This window comes from Corticibacter populi, from assembly GCF_004217315.1.
Classification (GTDB): Bacteria; Pseudomonadota; Gammaproteobacteria; order Burkholderiales; family Burkholderiaceae_C; genus Lampropedia; species Lampropedia populi.
Genome location: NZ_SGWR01000002.1, coordinates 59,799 through 75,474, shown reverse-complemented (window position 1 = coordinate 75,474; position 15,676 = coordinate 59,799). Strand labels below are relative to the sequence as shown.

General features: G+C 66.5%; 16 protein-coding genes. 8 read left to right on the top strand and 8 right to left on the bottom strand.

What is annotated here, in order from left to right:
* The first annotated feature begins 49 nt into the window (after window positions 1–49).
* The 5 genes from EV687_RS06570 to EV687_RS06550 all read left to right on the top strand — a co-directional run bounded on the left by EV687_RS06570 (window position 50) and on the right by EV687_RS06550 (window position 4,958).
* Window positions 50–820: an ABC transporter ATP-binding protein gene (locus EV687_RS06570; RefSeq protein ID WP_122231902.1), complete on the top strand. Its 771-nt coding sequence runs from the start codon at window positions 50–52 to the stop codon at window positions 818–820.
* 58 nt (window positions 821–878) lie between these two features.
* Window positions 879–1,625, top strand: a complete 747-nt coding sequence (locus tag EV687_RS06565; RefSeq protein ID WP_122231966.1) for an ABC transporter ATP-binding protein — start codon at window positions 879–881, stop codon at window positions 1,623–1,625.
* A gap of 133 nt (window positions 1,626–1,758) precedes the next feature.
* The gene (locus tag EV687_RS06560) at window positions 1,759–2,952 is read left to right on the top strand and encodes an ABC transporter substrate-binding protein (protein WP_122231967.1); all 1,194 of its coding nucleotides are present in this window, start codon (window positions 1,759–1,761) and stop codon (window positions 2,950–2,952) included.
* Between the two features lie 114 nt (window positions 2,953–3,066).
* Window positions 3,067–3,951 carry a branched-chain amino acid ABC transporter permease gene (locus EV687_RS06555; protein WP_122231903.1) on the top strand — a complete coding sequence of 295 codons (885 nt, stop codon included), beginning with the start codon at window positions 3,067–3,069 and terminating at the stop codon, window positions 3,949–3,951.
* A gap of 20 nt (window positions 3,952–3,971) precedes the next feature.
* The gene (locus EV687_RS06550) at window positions 3,972–4,958 is read left to right on the top strand and encodes a branched-chain amino acid ABC transporter permease (protein WP_122231904.1); all 987 of its coding nucleotides are present in this window, start codon (window positions 3,972–3,974) and stop codon (window positions 4,956–4,958) included.
* Window positions 4,959–5,850: 892 nt separating this feature from the next.
* On the opposite strand, the gene speG is transcribed toward EV687_RS06550, so the two are convergent.
* Window positions 5,851–6,411, bottom strand: a complete 561-nt coding sequence (gene speG, locus EV687_RS06540; RefSeq protein ID WP_122231968.1) for a spermidine N1-acetyltransferase — start codon at window positions 6,409–6,411, stop codon at window positions 5,851–5,853.
* Between the two features lie 68 nt (window positions 6,412–6,479).
* Here speG and queA point away from each other — a divergent pair, with 68 nt between their 5' ends.
* The gene (gene queA / locus EV687_RS06535; RefSeq protein ID WP_122231969.1) at window positions 6,480–7,628 is read left to right on the top strand and encodes a tRNA preQ1(34) S-adenosylmethionine ribosyltransferase-isomerase QueA; all 1,149 of its coding nucleotides are present in this window, start codon (window positions 6,480–6,482) and stop codon (window positions 7,626–7,628) included.
* Here the strand turns inward: queA and lpxK are convergent.
* From lpxK to dacB, 4 genes are all read right to left on the bottom strand, one after another.
* A complete protein-coding gene (gene lpxK / locus EV687_RS06530) occupies window positions 7,544–8,629 on the bottom strand; it encodes a tetraacyldisaccharide 4'-kinase (RefSeq protein WP_122231970.1) in 1,086 nt (361 codons plus the stop codon). The genes queA and lpxK overlap by 85 nt on opposite strands.
* A 28-nt stretch (window positions 8,630–8,657) precedes the next feature.
* Window positions 8,658–9,077 (bottom strand): ExbD/TolR family protein, encoded by a 420-nt coding sequence (locus EV687_RS06525; protein ID WP_122231905.1) that lies wholly within the window; start codon window positions 9,075–9,077, stop codon window positions 8,658–8,660.
* On the bottom strand, window positions 9,074–9,706 hold the full coding sequence (locus tag EV687_RS06520) for a MotA/TolQ/ExbB proton channel family protein (protein WP_122231906.1): 633 nt from the start codon (window positions 9,704–9,706) through the stop codon (window positions 9,074–9,076). Before EV687_RS06520 ends, EV687_RS06525 begins: the two co-directional genes overlap by 4 nt.
* Before the next feature lie 89 nt (window positions 9,707–9,795).
* Entirely contained in the window at window positions 9,796–11,331 is a 1,536-nt protein-coding gene (gene dacB, locus EV687_RS06515; protein ID WP_122231907.1) for a D-alanyl-D-alanine carboxypeptidase/D-alanyl-D-alanine endopeptidase, read from the bottom strand.
* Window positions 11,332–11,466: 135 nt separating this feature from the next.
* Here dacB and tsaB point away from each other — a divergent pair, with 135 nt between their 5' ends.
* On the top strand, window positions 11,467–12,174 hold the full coding sequence (gene tsaB, locus EV687_RS06510; protein ID WP_122231908.1) for a tRNA (adenosine(37)-N6)-threonylcarbamoyltransferase complex dimerization subunit type 1 TsaB: 708 nt from the start codon (window positions 11,467–11,469) through the stop codon (window positions 12,172–12,174).
* A 131-nt stretch (window positions 12,175–12,305) separates the two neighbouring features.
* Here tsaB and EV687_RS06505 read toward each other — a convergent pair whose 3' ends face one another.
* Window positions 12,306–12,692 carry a hypothetical protein gene (locus tag EV687_RS06505; protein WP_122231909.1) on the bottom strand — a complete coding sequence of 129 codons (387 nt, stop codon included), beginning with the start codon at window positions 12,690–12,692 and terminating at the stop codon, window positions 12,306–12,308.
* 158 nt (window positions 12,693–12,850) lie between these two features.
* On the opposite strand from EV687_RS06505, the gene EV687_RS06500 reads away from it, so the two are divergent.
* Window positions 12,851–13,795 carry a LysR family transcriptional regulator gene (locus EV687_RS06500; RefSeq protein ID WP_122231910.1) on the top strand — a complete coding sequence of 315 codons (945 nt, stop codon included), beginning with the start codon at window positions 12,851–12,853 and terminating at the stop codon, window positions 13,793–13,795.
* Between the two features lie 69 nt (window positions 13,796–13,864).
* Here the strand turns inward: EV687_RS06500 and hslO are convergent, their stop codons facing one another.
* Together hslO and EV687_RS06490 are read right to left on the bottom strand one after the other, a co-directional pair.
* Window positions 13,865–14,857 (bottom strand): Hsp33 family molecular chaperone HslO, encoded by a 993-nt coding sequence (gene hslO / locus EV687_RS06495; RefSeq protein WP_122231911.1) that lies wholly within the window; start codon window positions 14,855–14,857, stop codon window positions 13,865–13,867.
* A gap of 206 nt (window positions 14,858–15,063) precedes the next feature.
* Entirely contained in the window at window positions 15,064–15,594 is a 531-nt protein-coding gene (locus tag EV687_RS06490) for a gamma carbonic anhydrase family protein (RefSeq protein ID WP_122231912.1), read from the bottom strand.
* Window positions 15,595–15,676: the final 82 nt, after the last annotated feature.

Genomic DNA, 15,676 nt, shown 5'->3' with positions numbered 1-15,676 from the left:
GCCGGGTTGTCGGCACCTGCCGTTCCTCGGTCGATGGGATGGGGCGCGCATGGGTGATGTCATTCTGGCAACGCAAAATCTGACGAAGCAGTTCAAGGGCTTCACGGCCGTCAGTGATGTCAACCTGCAGGTCCAGCGCGGCCACATCCACGCGCTCATCGGCCCGAACGGGGCGGGCAAGACCACCTGCTTCAACCTGCTGACCAAGTTCCTGGTGCCGACCGAGGGCAGCATCCACTTCAACGGCATCGACATCACCGGCGAGCGGCCGGCGCAGATTGCCCGGCGCGGGGTGATCCGCTCGTTCCAGATCTCGGCGGTGTTCCCGCACATGAGCGTGCGCGAGAACGTCCGCGTGGCGCTGCAGCGCCAGCTCGGCACGCAGTACCACTTCTGGAAGAGCGAGCGCTCGCTTGATCGGCTCAACCAGCGTGCGCTGGATCTGCTGGCCGAGGTCGGCCTGCAGGACTGGGCCGAGGAAGTCACCGTCAACCTGCCCTATGGCCGCAAGCGCGCGCTGGAGATTGCCACCACGCTGGCGATGGAGCCCGAACTCATGCTGCTCGACGAGCCGACCCAGGGCATGGGCCACGAGGACGTGGACCGCGTCACCCAGCTCATCAAGGCGGTCGCCAAAGGGCGGACCATCCTGATGGTCGAGCACAACATGAAAGTGGTCTCCACCATCGCCGATCGCATCTCGGTGCTGCAGCGCGGCGCCGTGCTGGCCGAGGGCAGCTATGCCGATGTTTCGCGCAACCCGCAGGTGATGGAGGCCTACATGGGCACCACCGAAGGCCAACTGCAAGGAGCACACTGACATGGGCGTGGCCACATCCAACACGGCGAGCATGGCGGACGCGGTGGATTCCGCAAGCATGGTGAAGACGGTCGGCACGTCCGCGCTGCGGATCTGCCAGCTGCAGGGCTGGTACGGCGAGTCGCACGTGTTGCACGGCGTGGACCTGGAAGTGCGGCGCGGCGAGGTGGTGACGCTGCTCGGGCGCAATGGCGCCGGGCGTACCTCCATCCTGCGCGCCATCATGGGCCTGATCGGGCGGCGCGAGGGCTCGATCCAGATCGACGGCACCGAGACCATCGGCCTGCCCACGCACCGCATCGCACGCCTAGGCGTGGGCTACTGCCCCGAGGAGCGCGGCATCTTCGCCAGCCTTTCGGCCGAGGAGAACCTGCTGCTGCCACCCGCGCTCAAGAGCGCTGGTGCCGTCTCCGGCGCAGGCACCAGCGCGGGCATGAGCGTGGCCGAGATCTATCAGATGTTTCCCAACTTGGCCGAGCGCCGCCACAGCCCCGGCACCCGTCTTTCGGGCGGCGAACAGCAGATGCTGGCGGTGGCGCGCATTCTGCGCACCGGTGCCAACCTGCTGCTGCTCGACGAAATTTCCGAAGGCCTGGCGCCGGTGATCGTGCAGGCGCTCGCGCGCATGATCGCCACGCTGCGCGAGAAGGGCTACACGGTGGTCATGGTCGAGCAGAACTTCCGCTTCGCCGCGCCGCTGGCCGACCGCTTCTATGTCATCGAGCATGGCCGCGTCGTGGAGCATTTCGCCGCCGCCGAACTGGAGGCCAAGATGCCCGTGCTGGGCGAGCTTCTGGGCGTCTGAGCTTGGGCGTTTGAGCGCCGATTCCGACGCCCGCCGCGCGCAGCCCATTGCCACCGCCACAACCGGCACCGCCTTTGGAGAGTCCCGTTATTTCCCCGCAACCATGACCATCGAGATCGAAGGAGACACCCTCATGAAAACCAGACTGACCCTCATCGCCGCCATGCTGGGCGCGGCCGGGTGGATGAGCGCCGCGCAGGCGCAGGACAAGGTCGTGATCGGCTTCGTCACCGACATGTCCAGCCTGTATTCGGACGTCGACGGCCGCGGTGGCGTGCTGGCCGCGCAGATGGCCATCGAGGACTTTGGCGGCAAGGTGCTGGACAAGCCCGTCGAGCTGCTCACGGCCGACCACCAGAACAAGGCCGACATCGCCGCCGCCAAGGCGCGCGAATGGATCGACACGCAGGGCGCGGCGCTGATCCTGGGCGGCACCAACTCCGGCACCGCGCTGGCCACCAGCACTGTCGCCAACGAGAAGAAGGTGCTCTACATCAACAATGGCGCCGGCACCTCGGCGCTGACCAACGAGCAGTGTGCGCCGCTCACGGTGCACTATGCCTACGACACGGTGGCGCTGGCGCGCGGCACCGGCAAGGCCATCCTGGATGCCGGTGGCGACACCTGGTTCTTCCTGACGGCCGACTACGCTTTCGGCCACGCGCTGGAGAACGACACCGCCGCCACCGTCAAGGCCAATGGCGGCAAGGTGCTGGGCTCGGTGCGCCACCCGCTCAATGCCTCGGATTTCTCCTCCTTCCTGCTGCAGGCACAAAGCTCCAAGGCCAAGATCCTGGGCATGGCCAACGCGGGCGGCGACACCATCAACACCATCAAGGCCGCCAGCGAGTTCGGCATCACCAGCACCATGAAGCTCGCCGGCCTGCTGCTGTTCCTCTCGGACATCCACAGCATGGGCCTGCAGACCACGCAGGGCCTGCAGTTCACCGACAGCTGGTACTGGGACCTGAACGACGAGTCACGTGCCTGGGCGCAGCGTTTCTACGAGAAGACCAAGCGCATGCCAACCTCGGTGCAGGCGGCCAACTACTCGGCCGTCTACAACTGGCTGCAGGCCGTGCAGGAGGCCGGCACCACCGACGGTGCCAAAGTGCGCGAACTGCTGGGCAGCAAGCCGCTCAAGGACTTCTACGCCAGCGGCCAGATCCGCCCCGATGGCCGCTACGAGCATGACATGTATCTGGTGGAGGTCAAGCAGCCGGGTGAATCCAGCCGGGACTGGGACTACCTCAAGGTGGTGCAGGCCCTCAAAGGCAGCGACGTTTTCACCACCCGGCAGGAGAGCAAGTGCGCGCTCTGGAAGTGAGCCAGGCGCGCAGCGCGTGACGGGCGCCGCGCCCGAGGCCATGCCGGCGGCGCGATGCCGCCGGCAGGCGGCGGACATGGCGCACTGGGTTTGCCAACTTCGGGCCTCTCAACCATGGAACTCTTCGGTGTATCCCTGCCAGCCATCCTCAGCCAATTGCTGCTGGGCCTGGTCAACGGCTCCTTCTATGCCATCCTGAGCCTGGGGCTGGCGGTCATCTTCGGCCTGCTCAACGTCATCAACTTCGCGCATGGCGCGTTGTTCATGACGGGTGCGGTGGTCACCTGGATGGGCTTGCATTACCTGGGCATCAATTACTGGGCGATGCTGCTGCTCGCGCCGCTGGTGGTGGGGCTCCTGGGCATCGTGCTCGAGCGCCTGTTCCTGCGCTGGATCTACAAGCTCGACCACATCTACGGCCTGTTGCTGACGCTCGGGCTGGCGCTGCTGATAGAGGGCGGCTTTCGCTCCGCCTACGGCGTCTCGGGCCTGAGCTACCAGACCCCGGCGCTGTTGCAGGGCGGCTTCAACCTGGGCTTCATGTTCATGCCCAAGTACCGTGCCTGGGTGGTGCTGGCCTCGCTGCTGGTATGCCTCTTCACCTGGTTCATGATCGAGAAGACGCGGCTGGGCGCCTATCTGCGCGCCGGCACCGAGAACCCGCGTCTGGTTGAGGCCTTCGGCATCAACGTGCCGCTGATGATCACGCTCACCTACGGTTTCGGCGTGGCGCTGGCCGCCTTTGCCGGCGTGCTGGCCGCGCCCATCTACCAGGTCTCGCCGCTGATGGGGCAGAACCTCATCATCACCGTCTTCGCCGTGGTGGTGATCGGCGGCATGGGCTCCATCATGGGCTCCATCGTCACCGGCCTGCTGCTGGGCGTGATCGAGGGCCTGACCCGTGTGTTCTACCCGGAAGCCTCCTCGACAGTGGTGTTCGTGATCATGGCCATCGTGCTGCTGATCCGCCCGGCCGGCTTGTTTGGCAAAGAACAGTGAGACGCGCAAGGACGCCCGCCATGAACCAGAAACTCGCAACCATCGGCTACGCGGCGCTGCTCCTGGCGCTGCTGGCGGCGCCATTCCTCGGTGCCTATCCGATCTTCATGATGAAGCTCTTCTGCTTCGCACTGTTTGCCTGCGCCTTCAACCTGCTGTTCGGCTACACCGGGCTGCTCTCCTTCGGCCATGCGGCCTTCCTGGGCGGGGCGGGCTACGTCACCGGCCATGCGCTCAAGGTCTGGGGCGTACCGCCCGAGATGGGCCTGCTGCTGGGCACCGCCTTCGGTGCTCTGCTGGGCCTGGTGATGGGTTACCTCGCCATCAAGCGCCAGGGCATCTACTTCACTATGATCACGCTGGCGCTCGCGCAGATGCTGTACTTCGTCTGGCTGCAGGCGCCTTTCACCGGCGGCGAGGACGGCCTGCAGGGCGTACCGCGCGGGCGCCTGCTGGGCCTGCTGGATCTGCGCAGCGACCTGACTATGTACTACGTCACGCTGGCCATCGTGGTGCTGGCCTTCCTGCTGATCGTGCGCATCGTGCATTCGCCTTTCGGGCATGTGCTGCGCAGCATCAAGGAGAACGAGCCGCGCGCCATCTCGCTGGGCTATGACACCAACCGCTTCAAGCTGCTGGTGTTCGTGCTCTCGGCGGCGCTGGCGGGCCTGGCCGGCGCGCTCAAGACGCTGGTGCTGGGCTTTGCCACGCTCAGTGACGGGCATTGGAGCATGTCCGGCCACGTGGTGCTGATGACGCTGGTGGGCGGCGTGGGAACCATGTCGGGGCCGCTGATGGGTTCGTTGGTGATCGTGGCCATCGAGAACAAGGTGGGCGAATGGGGCAACTGGCTGGCGCAGCTCTCGGGCATCGGCTGGTTCCGCTCGCTGGGCGAATCGGTCACCATCGTCACCGGCCTGATCTTCGTGGTCTGCGTGCTGCTGTTCCGCCGCGGCGTCATGGGCGAGCTGATTGCGCTGCTGCAGCGGCTGCGCATTCTCAGGTAAGCGGCTCCAGGTGGGTGCAGAGCAAGCGGCGTCGCCCCGCGGGCCCAATGGCCGCGGGCTTTGGGCGGTTTTGTGGTTGGCCTACACGGGTTGAGCCGCTATGAACGCCGGACGAATGATCTTCCGCAAGGCATTGGCCGGGGTGCCTATCGGCGTATGCCGCCGCGTGACCATGCCCGGCGGTCGTGCGATCGCCGGTGGTGACATGGTGCGGCGGGTGAGCCGAACCGGACTGGATTCGCGCTCTGCCTCTTGACCCTGTGCCCGAAAAACGTCTCCCTTGCTGCATGGTTCAATGCAAGCAAGGAAAACGGAAATGACGAGGACCATGCAGTGCGGGCACGCCACGCGCTGGAATTCAAGCAGGAGGCAGTGCGACTGGTTCACGGTGGCCGGAGCATGGCAGCGGCGGCCAGGATGCTGGGGGAAAGCGGATGCTGTTCAACTGGGTCGAGGTGGATCGCCTGGGAGCAAGGGGTGTGAGCGCCGAGCAGATGGAGGCCTGCCGGCGGCAGGCCAGCATCGCCGGCTACCACGAACACACTTCGTTCGTAGAGCCAGCGCGGTCCAGCGACACCATCTCAGCGACGACACACTGCTGGCGCACCTTAAGGTGATCCACGCTCAAATGCGGGGCGGCCACGGCTGGCCGCGCACGTGCAAGGAGCGGGTGCGCAAGCATGCGCAGCGCCAGGCCACGCAAGTCAATTCGTGACTCCGTTATGGCATGCGGATTCCAGCGACAAGGTCAAACCGCACCCATCTTCCAGAGGCTCGCTGCTTGGGGCCGGGTACAAACCCGGAGCCATCCTCAAGGGCATTGTCGGAGAAGCCGAATCCAGCCTTCAGGTCAGGGAGGCCACGTGCGCCCTTTGTACGTGGATACCTCCGCTCATTGCGCAGTCGGGCGCAACAGCGTGCTGCCCTTGCGGTGGAATTTCTCCAGGTACTCGTGCTGGAACAGGCACATGCGGGTGGCGTTGCGGTATTCGCCGTTGATGAAGAATTCGTGGATCAGCTCACCCTCCACCTTGAAACCCAGCTTGGTGTAGACGTGGATGGCCCGGTGGTTCTCCTTGTCGACGATCAGGTAGAGCTTGTAGAGGTTGAGCACGCTGAAGCCGTAATCCATCGCCAGTCGCGTCGCGCGCGTGGCCAGGCCCTTGCCCTGGAAGTCCGGCGCGATGATGATCTGGAATTCCGCGCGGCGGTGCACGTGGTCGATCTCCACCAGTTCCACGAGGCCGGCCTTCTGGCTGGCGAACTCGACCACGAAGCGGCGCTCGCCCTGGTCGTGGATGTGCTGCTCGTAGAGCGACGTCAGTTCCGCGAAGGTCTCGAAAGGCTCTTCGAACCAGTAGCGCATCACGCTGGCGTTGTTGTCCATCTGGTGGACGAAATGCAGGTCGTCGCGCTCCAGCGGGCGCAGTCTGACGTCGAGTTCGGAAGGCATGGGAGAGCTTTGCATGGTGAACAAGCCGCAAGCATACAATGCCCGGTTTTGCCTGCCCACGCCCTGCCATGCCCGATTCCGCGCACCGCTCCCCCGGTGAGTTCTGCCTCAGCGATTTCGACTACACACTGCCGCCCGAGCTGATTGCCCAGCATCCGGCCAGCGAGCGCAGTGCCTCGCGGCTGCTGGATGGGCGCCGCCTGCCGCCGCAGGACCGGCATTTTCACGAGTTGCCGCAGTTGCTGCGGGCGGGGGATCTGCTGGTCTTCAATGACACCCAGGTGGTCAAGGCGCGCATCTTCGGCGAGAAGGCCACGGGCGGCAAGCTGGAAATCCTGATCGAGCGCGTGCTGCAGGACGGCTGCGTGGCCGCACACATGAAGGTCAGCAAGAAGCCGGCGGCCGGCGCGGTGCTGCATCTGGCCGGTGGCCTCGCGGCCGGCGGCTTCGATGCAGAGCTGCTGGGGCGCTGGCCCGATGCGGATGGCCCGCTCTTTCTGCTGCGCCTCCATGGCGCCGCCGGTGAGACACCCTGGAGCCTGATGGAGCGCTTTGGCCACCTGCCGCTGCCGCCCTACATCGAACGCCACCAGGCCGAGGGCGATGATGCCGATGCCGAGGAGGACGCCGAGCGCTACCAGACCGTCTTTGCCCGCACCCCCGGCGCGGTGGCCGCGCCGACGGCAGCGCTGCATTTCGATGAGAAGACCCTGGCGGCGCTGCAGGCGGCGGGCGTCGAGCGTGCCAGCATCACGCTGCACGTCGGTGCCGGCACCTTCCAGCCGGTCAAGACCGAGGACCTTTCGCAGCATCGCATGCACAGCGAGTATTACCGCATTCCGCCCGAGACCGTGCAGGCCGTCGAGGCCTGTCGTGCCAGGGGCGGGCGCGTGGTGGCGGTGGGCACCACCAGTGTGCGCACGCTCGAATCCTGGGCGCGCACGGGCCAGGTGCAGGGGGATACGCAAATCTTCATCACACCGGGCTTCCGGTTTCAGGTGGTCGATTTGCTGTTGACCAATTTCCACCTGCCCAAGAGCACGCTGATGATGCTGGTGAGCGCCTTGGCCGGCTATGCGCATATCCGCGCGCTCTACCAGCATGCGGTGGCCGGGCGCTACCGCTTCTTCAGCTATGGCGACTGCATGCTGCTTGAGCGCAGCGACGCGGCATCGTTTGTATCCAACAGCGCCAGCACGGCATTGACCAGCGGCTGAGGCAGCGTCACCTCCAGCGGCACCGCCCAGGCATCGGGTCGCAGCGACCAGAGTTTGACGGCGTCTTTCTCGGTGCAGAGCAGCGGCGTGCCGACCGGCAGCACTTGCAAGGCTTGCCATGCCTGCAGCGTTGGAGTTGCAGCAGGCGGCGCGGCATAGTCGAAGTGGTCGGGCAGGGCGATGCGCGTGTGCAGGTGCAGGCCGCGCGCCTGCAGCATCTCGAAGAAGGATTCGGGTCGGGCGATGCCGGCGACAGCGGCCAGAGGTGCGGCGCCAGCTTCGGCCTGCAGCGCGGCCAGCTGCGCCAGCGGGATGGTCTGGCCCTGGGCGTTGTGCGCGGCATCGGCGAGGCGCCGCTGCAGGGTCCAGCTTGGCGTTGCCGCTGGCAGCGGCAGCGCCGGCGCGATGCCGGGCGCCTGCAGCACGGCGTCGACCTTGCGCGGCCAGGGTTCGCGCAAGGGGCCGGCCGGCAGCAGCCAGCCGTTGCCGATGCCATTGGCCGGGAACACGCAGATCTCGAAGTCGCGCTCCAGCGCGAGATGCTGCAGGCCATCGTCGCAGACGATGATGCGCACCTCGGGGTGGGCCTGCAGCAGCGCCATGCCGGCGTCGTGGCGGCGCGCCGCCACGAAGACCGGGGCACCGGTGGCGCGGTGGATCAGCAGTGGCTCGTCGCCGACTTCGCCGGCACTGCTGGTGGCCGTCACGGCTCGGCAGTCCCGGCTCTGGCGGCCATAGCCGCGCGCAATCACGCCGGCGGCAATGCCGGCGTGCTGCAGCGCCTGCACCAGTGCAATCGTCACCGGCGTCTTGCCGGCACCGCCGGCGATCACATTGCCTACCACCACGGTGGGCACCGGCAGGTGCCGGCTTTGGCGCAGGCCCAGCCGGTAGAGGGCGCGGCGCAGGCCGGCGAGGGTGCCATAGAGGACCGAGAGCGGCCACAGCAGTGCTGCGAGGCCGCTGCGGCGGCGCCAGGCTTGTTGCAGGGAGAAAGACATGCGGCCGAAAGAATGGTGCCGCACGGGCTCAGTCGCCGGAGGCGGCCTGGGTGGCAAAGGTCACGCGCACCAGCCCGGCATTGCGAGCCGCCTCCATGACCGAGATCACCGACTGGTGCGAGGCCATGGCATCGGCGCTGATGATGAGAATGGCCTCGGGCCGGCTGCTGGCGAACTGGCGCAGCTCGGCCGTCAGCTGCGAGGGCGTGGCCTTGCCCAGCAACTGGCCGTCGATGGCGTACTGGCCGCCTGCATCGATGGCCACGGTGATTTCCTGCGGGCGCTCGCTCAACTGCTCGGCATTGGCCAGCGGCAGGGTCAGCTGCAGCTCGTTGAAGCGGCTGTAGGTGGTGGTCAGCATCAGAAAGATCAGGATCACCAGCAGCACGTCGATGAAGGGGATCAGGTTGATTTCCGGCTCGCTGTCCGCCTGGGGTCGGAAGTTCATTTCTGCAGACCCTTGAGGTGTTTGACGAAGGTCTCGGCGGCCACCTCCAGCTCCAGCACGTAGCCGTCGACGCGGCTCTTGAAGTAGCGCCAGAAGATCAGCGCCGGAATCGCCACGATCAGGCCGAAGGCGGTGTTGTAAAGCGCGATGGAGATGCCGTGCGCGAGCTGGCCAGGGTTGCCGGTGATGATGCCCGAGTCGATCGTGCCCTGCGAGGCGAAGATGGCGATCATGCCGATGACGGTGCCCAGCAGGCCCAGCAGCGGCGCTGCCGAGGCGATGGTGGCCAGCGCCTGCAGGTAGCGGCCCAGGCGGCTGACGACGACGCGGCCGCTGTTCTGCATGGCCGAGCGCAGCTCATCCTCGCTGGCCTTGGGATTGTTCTTGAGCGTCTGCAGGCCGCTGGCAAGCACCTCGCCCAAAGGCGAGTTCTGCGCGAGCTTGTCGATCACGTCGGCGGGCGGCACGTACTTGGCGGAGACGCTCAGTGCCTCGTCCAGCAGGCCGCTGGGCGCGACCAGTGGGCGGCGCAGGCTGTAGAGGCGTTCGGCGATGATGGCAAGGGCCAGGATCGAACAGGCGATCAGTGGCCAGATCGGCCAGCCTGCGGCTTGGATGATGGAAAACAAAAGTCACTCCCCGTGGTCGATGATGGCATGGATGCCGCCGATTATCGCCGAGCCCCGCCGCGCCGCTCGGGCCGGGTCGCTCGGACCCGTCAGTCTTCTGCCACCCAGTCGATCAGCGCGTCGAACGCCGGGCCGCGCGCGCCGGCCGCGTTGGCATGATTGACGATGGCCACCAGCACGTAGCGCTTGCCGCTGTGGCCGTGTACGTAGCCGGCGATGGCATTGACGTTGCGCAGCGAGCCGGTCTTGAGGTGGGCCGGCGCCTGGGCCTTGCTGCGGCGCATGGTGCCATCGACGCCGGTGACCGGCAGCGACGCCACCAGCTCTGGCATCACCGGCGCCTGCCAGGCATGGCGCAGCATGAGCGCCAGCGCGTGGGCCGTCACCCGCGCGTCGCGGCTCAGGCCCGAGCCGTTGTCGATGACGAGCGAGCCCTCCGGGTTGCCGATGCGTCGCGTCCACCAGCGCTGCACATGTTGCTGCGCCAGCGCAAAGCTGTCGTGCTGGCTGACCGAGGCGCCGTTCTGGCCGCTGTCGTCGGCCTGGTCGTTGCCCAGCGCCAGGAAGACATGGTCGGCCATCACGTTGTTGCTGTACTTGTTGACGTCCCGGATCACCTCGGCCAGCGGAGGCGAGAGCTCGGTGACCAGCGGACGCAGGCCGCGCGGCGTGGCGCCGGTGCGCACCGTGCCGGTGAGGCTGCCGCCCATCTCGCGCCACATGCCCTCGATGGCCTTGCCGGCGAAGACTTGCGGGTCCGGGTAGGCCACTGGCCAGTTCAGCTCGCCACAGGCCGCCGGGTAGCTGCCGGCCATGCTCCAGCGGCCGCGCTCGCTGACGTCGAGCTTCAGGTTCTGACGCCAAGTGGCCGGGCAGCCCTTGCCGTTCGACAGCGGTACGGTGGCGGGGATGGCAAGCTGAGCCATCGGTGGTGACTGCAGCACCTGCGCCACGCCATTGGCTGGATCGGGCACGAAGCGCAGCACCACCGACTTGTAGTTGATCAGCAGTGCATCGGGCGCAGCATTGTAGGGGCGCAGGGGCTCGTCGTCGAAAGCGGCCGGGTCGTGGTCGGGCAACTCGTAGGCGCCGCGGTCGAGCACGATGTCGCCCAGCACCACGCGGATGCCGCGCTGCTGCAGCTGGCGCAGCAGCGCCCACAGGCGCTCCATCACCAGCTTGGGGTCGCCGCCACCCTGGATGTAGACATTGCCGCGCAGGCTGCCACCCTCGATGGGGCCATCGGCGTAGACGCGCGTCTTCCAGGTGTAGGCCGGACCGAGCTGGTCGAGGGCGGCGTAGGTCGTCACCAGCTTCATCACCGATGCCGGACTGACAGGGGTGTCGGCATGGTAGGCGATGCGCGGCGGCGCCTGGCCCTCGACCTCCTGCACCCACACGGAGACGGCGCCGGAGGGGATCTTGGCGCGATCCAGTGCGGCGACGAAACCGGCCGGCAGCTGAGGCTGGGCGCTGGCTTCGCCGCTGGCCACCAGCGCCGCATGATTGGGAGATGTCGCGAGTGCGGCCTGTGGTGTCTGGGCCGCCGGCAGGCCGGCAAGGCCAAGCAGCGCCAGGGTACCCAGGCAGGCGCGAGGCAGGAAACGGGTGTGGATCGATCGCATGGTCTGAATCGGAAAAAGCAAGCCGCATTGTGTGCCATCTGCAGGGCCTGTGTGGCAAACGCCCGCGCTGCTGTGGCGCAGTTGCCAAGGCGCCGATAATGGCGCCTGGCCGAGAATACCCTGAACTCCATCCCCATGAAACTGCTTGCCCTGGATACCAGCACCGAACGGCTGTCGATTGCGCTGCAAAGCGGCGAGCGCCTCTGGCAGTATGAAGGCGCGGGCGGGCCACAGTCCTCGCAGCAGGCCCTGCCAGCCATTCTCGAGTTGCTGCGCCAGGCGCAACTGGCGCTGACGGCGCTCGACGCCATCGTCTATGGCTGCGGGCCGGGCTCCTTCACCGGTTTGCGCACCAGTTGCGCGGTGGCCCAGGGCCTGGCCTGGGGCAGCGGCCTGCCGGCCGTGCCGGTCGAGTCCCTGCTGGCGGTGGCCGAGCAGGCGCGCCGGCAGTATGGCGCAGAGCAGGTCATGGCGGTGCTCGATGCACGCATGCAGGAGGTGTATGCGGCACCTTACCGCTGGCAGCCCGATGAGGGGGCGCCTGACGGTGGTACCTGGCAGCGCGAGGCCGCGATTGCCGTGCTGCCACCCGCGCAACTGCAGGTGCCCCCCGGTCATGCACTGGCTGGAAATGCCTTCGAGGTCTATCCAGAGGCATTCACCGGCCAGCCATGGCTGCCGGCCCTGCCTGCGGCCGAGGCCATGCTGCGCCTGGCTCCGGCCCTGATGGCGCAGGGCCGGAGCCAGGAGGCGCAGGACATCGCACCGCTCTATGTGCGCGACAAGGTGGCGCAGACCACCGAGGAACGTGCGCGCGCGCGCGCGGCGGCTGGCCGCCCCTGAGAAATTGCCGCGGGGTTCCGGGCGATTTCGACCGGCGGAGTACTATTTTCTTGACTGTTGCGCGTGGGCAACTGACAAACAAAAAAAAACGGCAGGAAGATTTTCCTGCCGTTCCTTCCGATCCGGGGGGATCAGTGCTGGTTGTTCATGCTGCGCACCAGATCTGCCATCACGCGGTGGTCGCTCATGGCCAGTTGCCACATCTGTTCGTTGGCGCGGGCGTCGCGCTGGCTTTGCATCCAGCGTTCGAACAGGCCGGCGCGGCGGGCATGCACCTGACGGGACGGGTTGAGCAGCGAGGCGATGCCGAAGGCCACGGCCCACAGCAGCAGCCAGGCTGTCAGGCTGGTGCCGGCGGGGCTGATCAGGTAGTCGGTGGCAACCACGGCGCCAGCGATCATCGCGGCGAAGAACAGGCGCGATTCGTGGGCGCGGCGGACCAGGTCGGCCATGCCGTTGAGGATGCGGTTCATGCCATCGTGTTCTTGATGGACGTCGGAGTGTACAAAGGCGGTCATGATGAAGGTTCCTTTTGGGAGTCTGTCTGTTGCTCGGCGCTGATGGCGCCTTGAAAAATATCGAATGACGCAATGTTAGGGTTTGCCCCAGTGCCGCTCAAGTTTATTTATTGAATCATCAATATTCATGATGTGAATATTTTGGCGAGGAGGATCGCATGGCCAATTTCCGCTCGCTGGATCTGAACCTGCTGCGCGTCTTTGACGTGGTGATGCAGGAGCGCTCGCTCACCAAGGCGGCTGAGCGCCTGAACCTGACGCAGCCTGCTGTCAGCAATGCGCTGCGACGTCTGCGTGAAGCTCTGGAGGATGAGTTGCTGGTGCGCTCCGGCCAGGGCCTGGAGCCGACGGCGCGTGCGGTGGAGCTGTGGGACACGGTACGCGATGTGATGTTGCAATTACGCGACGCCATATCGCCGGAAAGCTTTGACCCGGCCCGCACCGACATGACGGTGCACATGGGCATGATCGATGCCACAGCGGCCTTGCTTCTCCCTCATTTGGTGCAAATTCTGGAAAAAGAGGCCCCACGCGTGAGTGTGCAGGTGATGCCGCTGACGACCCGTGACCCGCGCCGCATGCTGGAATCGGCCGAGATCGATGTGGCGGTGGGCTATTTCCCGGCAGTGCTGGCGGACCTGACTGCGCGGGCCCAGGCCGAAGCCGGTGTGGCTTTCGAAGCGCGGCTGCTGTACCAGCGCGAATATGTGTGCGTGATGAATGCGCAGCATCCACTGGCCGAGCAACCGTTGACGCTGGAGCGCTTCTGCGATGCCCGGCACTTGCTGGTGAGCTTTTCCGGCCGACCCTACGGTTTCATCGACGAGGCTCTGGCCGCGCGCGGCCTGCGCCGCCAGGTTGTGATGACCGTCAACCAGTACCTGACGGCTGCCCGAGTTGTTGCGCAAACGCAACTGCTGACCGCCTTGCCCCGGCACTTTCTGGCACCCAGCGGACTGGCGCATCATCTGGTGATGCGCGAACTGCCCATCCAGCTCGCACCGGTGAGCGTGACCATGCTATGGCTGCGGCAGAACCGCCACCCGGCCGCCATCCAGTGGTTGCTGGACGTGCTGCAGCGCAGCGTCAAGGCGACGGTGTGAACGGGTTCTGAGGGCGCTGGCCAGCAGACCAGGAGGTTTCCAGGCCGCGCCTGTGCCGTTCACTGCAGGTCACTGCAGGTGTTCGCTGCCCGGCGGCGAGGCCAGCGGGCTGAAGAGGCGGCCCACATCCACCGCGTCGAAGCGGTATTGCTGACCGCAGAAGTCACAGCCGATCTCGACCAGGCCGCGTTCGGCGACGATGCCTTCGACCTCCTCGGCCCCCAGGGTGCGTAGCATCGTGGCCACGCGCTCGCGGTTGCAGCGGCAGGCAAAGGCGGGCGCCGCCGCATTGGTGCCGATGCGCATCAGCGGTTCCTGCCAGAAGAGGCGGTGCAGGATGGCTTCGCTGTCGAGGCCGAGCAGTTCGTCCTGGCGCAGGCTGGCAGCCAATGTGGCGATGCGGTTGAAATCCTCGTTCTGGCCGAGCGCGTCGGTCGCCTCGGTATCGAGCTGGCGGCCGGCCAGGTTGGCCTCGCCCTTGACGGGAATGCGCTGGATCAGGAGGCCCGCGGCCACCTGCGCATCGGCGGCCAGCACGATGACCGTGTCGAGCTGCTCGGACTGGCGCATGTACTGTTGCAGGATGGCGGCGAGGTCCGGCAGGGTTTCGCCCTGCTCGTCGCACAGCGAAACGATGCCCTGGTAGGGGCGGTAACCGGGCCGCTTGTCATCGGCGTCGAGCGTGATGGCGCAGCGGCCCTGGCCGTGCTGGTTCACCAGCGTGGCCAGGTCACAGCCCTCGGCGAGCGCTTCACGCTGGCTGGGGTCGAGGTTGGCGGTGACGCGAAACTCCAGGTTCGACTGCACTTCGGCTACGGCCAGACGCAGCGGGCCATCCCCCTGGATCTGCAGCACCAGCGCGCCCTCGAAATTGATGTTCGACTGCAGCAGCAGGCCGGCCGCGGCCATTTCGCCGAGCAGCCGAGTGACATCGGGCGGGTAGGGGCCGGTTTCGGTGTTGGCGGCGCGGCGGCGCAGCACTTCCTGCCAGGCGTGATCGACGCGCACGATGGCGCCTCGCACTGGCAGGCCGTCAAACAGGAATTTTTGGATTTCGGACACGGTGGGGTTTCGCAGATTCGGATGGGTCAGGAACAGGGTCCGGCAGCCAGCGCGGGACTGGCGGGCTGCAGGTGGTCTGTTTGGCGGTGCGCAGTGTGCATTGTGCCCCGCAGATGTTTCACGCGCATGCCTGTCCACATGGGGGTGCCAGCCCTGGATTGCAAGATGGCGAGCCCCGTGCCCATGGACAGATCGTGAACAGGTTCTCAGCCCTGCTTCAACGGGCGCAGCCCTTTGGCGAAGCGCCGCGCATTCTCGACATAGTGGCGGGCACTTTGGCGCAGCCCTTCGATCTCCTCGGGGCTGAGCGCGCGCACCACCTTGGCGGGACTGCCGAGGATCATGCTGCCATCGGGAAATTCCTTGTTCTCGGTGACCAGCGCGCGGGCGCCGACCAGGCAGTTCCTGCCGATGCGCGCGCCATTGAGGATCACCGCGCCGATGCCGATCAGTGATTCGTCGCCGATGGTGCAGCCATGCAGCATCACCTGATGGCCCACGGTCACGTCGCGGCCGATGGTCAGCGGCTTGCCGAAATCGGCATGCAGTACGCTGGCGTCCTGAATGTTGCTGCCGGCGCCGATGCGGATATCCTCCGTGTCGCCGCGGATGACCGCACCGAACCAGACGCTGGTGTCCACTGCCAGGGTGACCTTGCCGATCACGGCGGCGCTGTCGGCGACCCAGGCGCTGGGGTCGACCTGGGGCTGGATGTCTTCGAGGGCGTAAAGGGCCATGGATCGTCTCCTTGGTGTTCTGCTGTTTGGGGGCTGGCGCTGGCGCGCCGTCGTGGGCACCGGCTCCGATTATGAAGGAAGC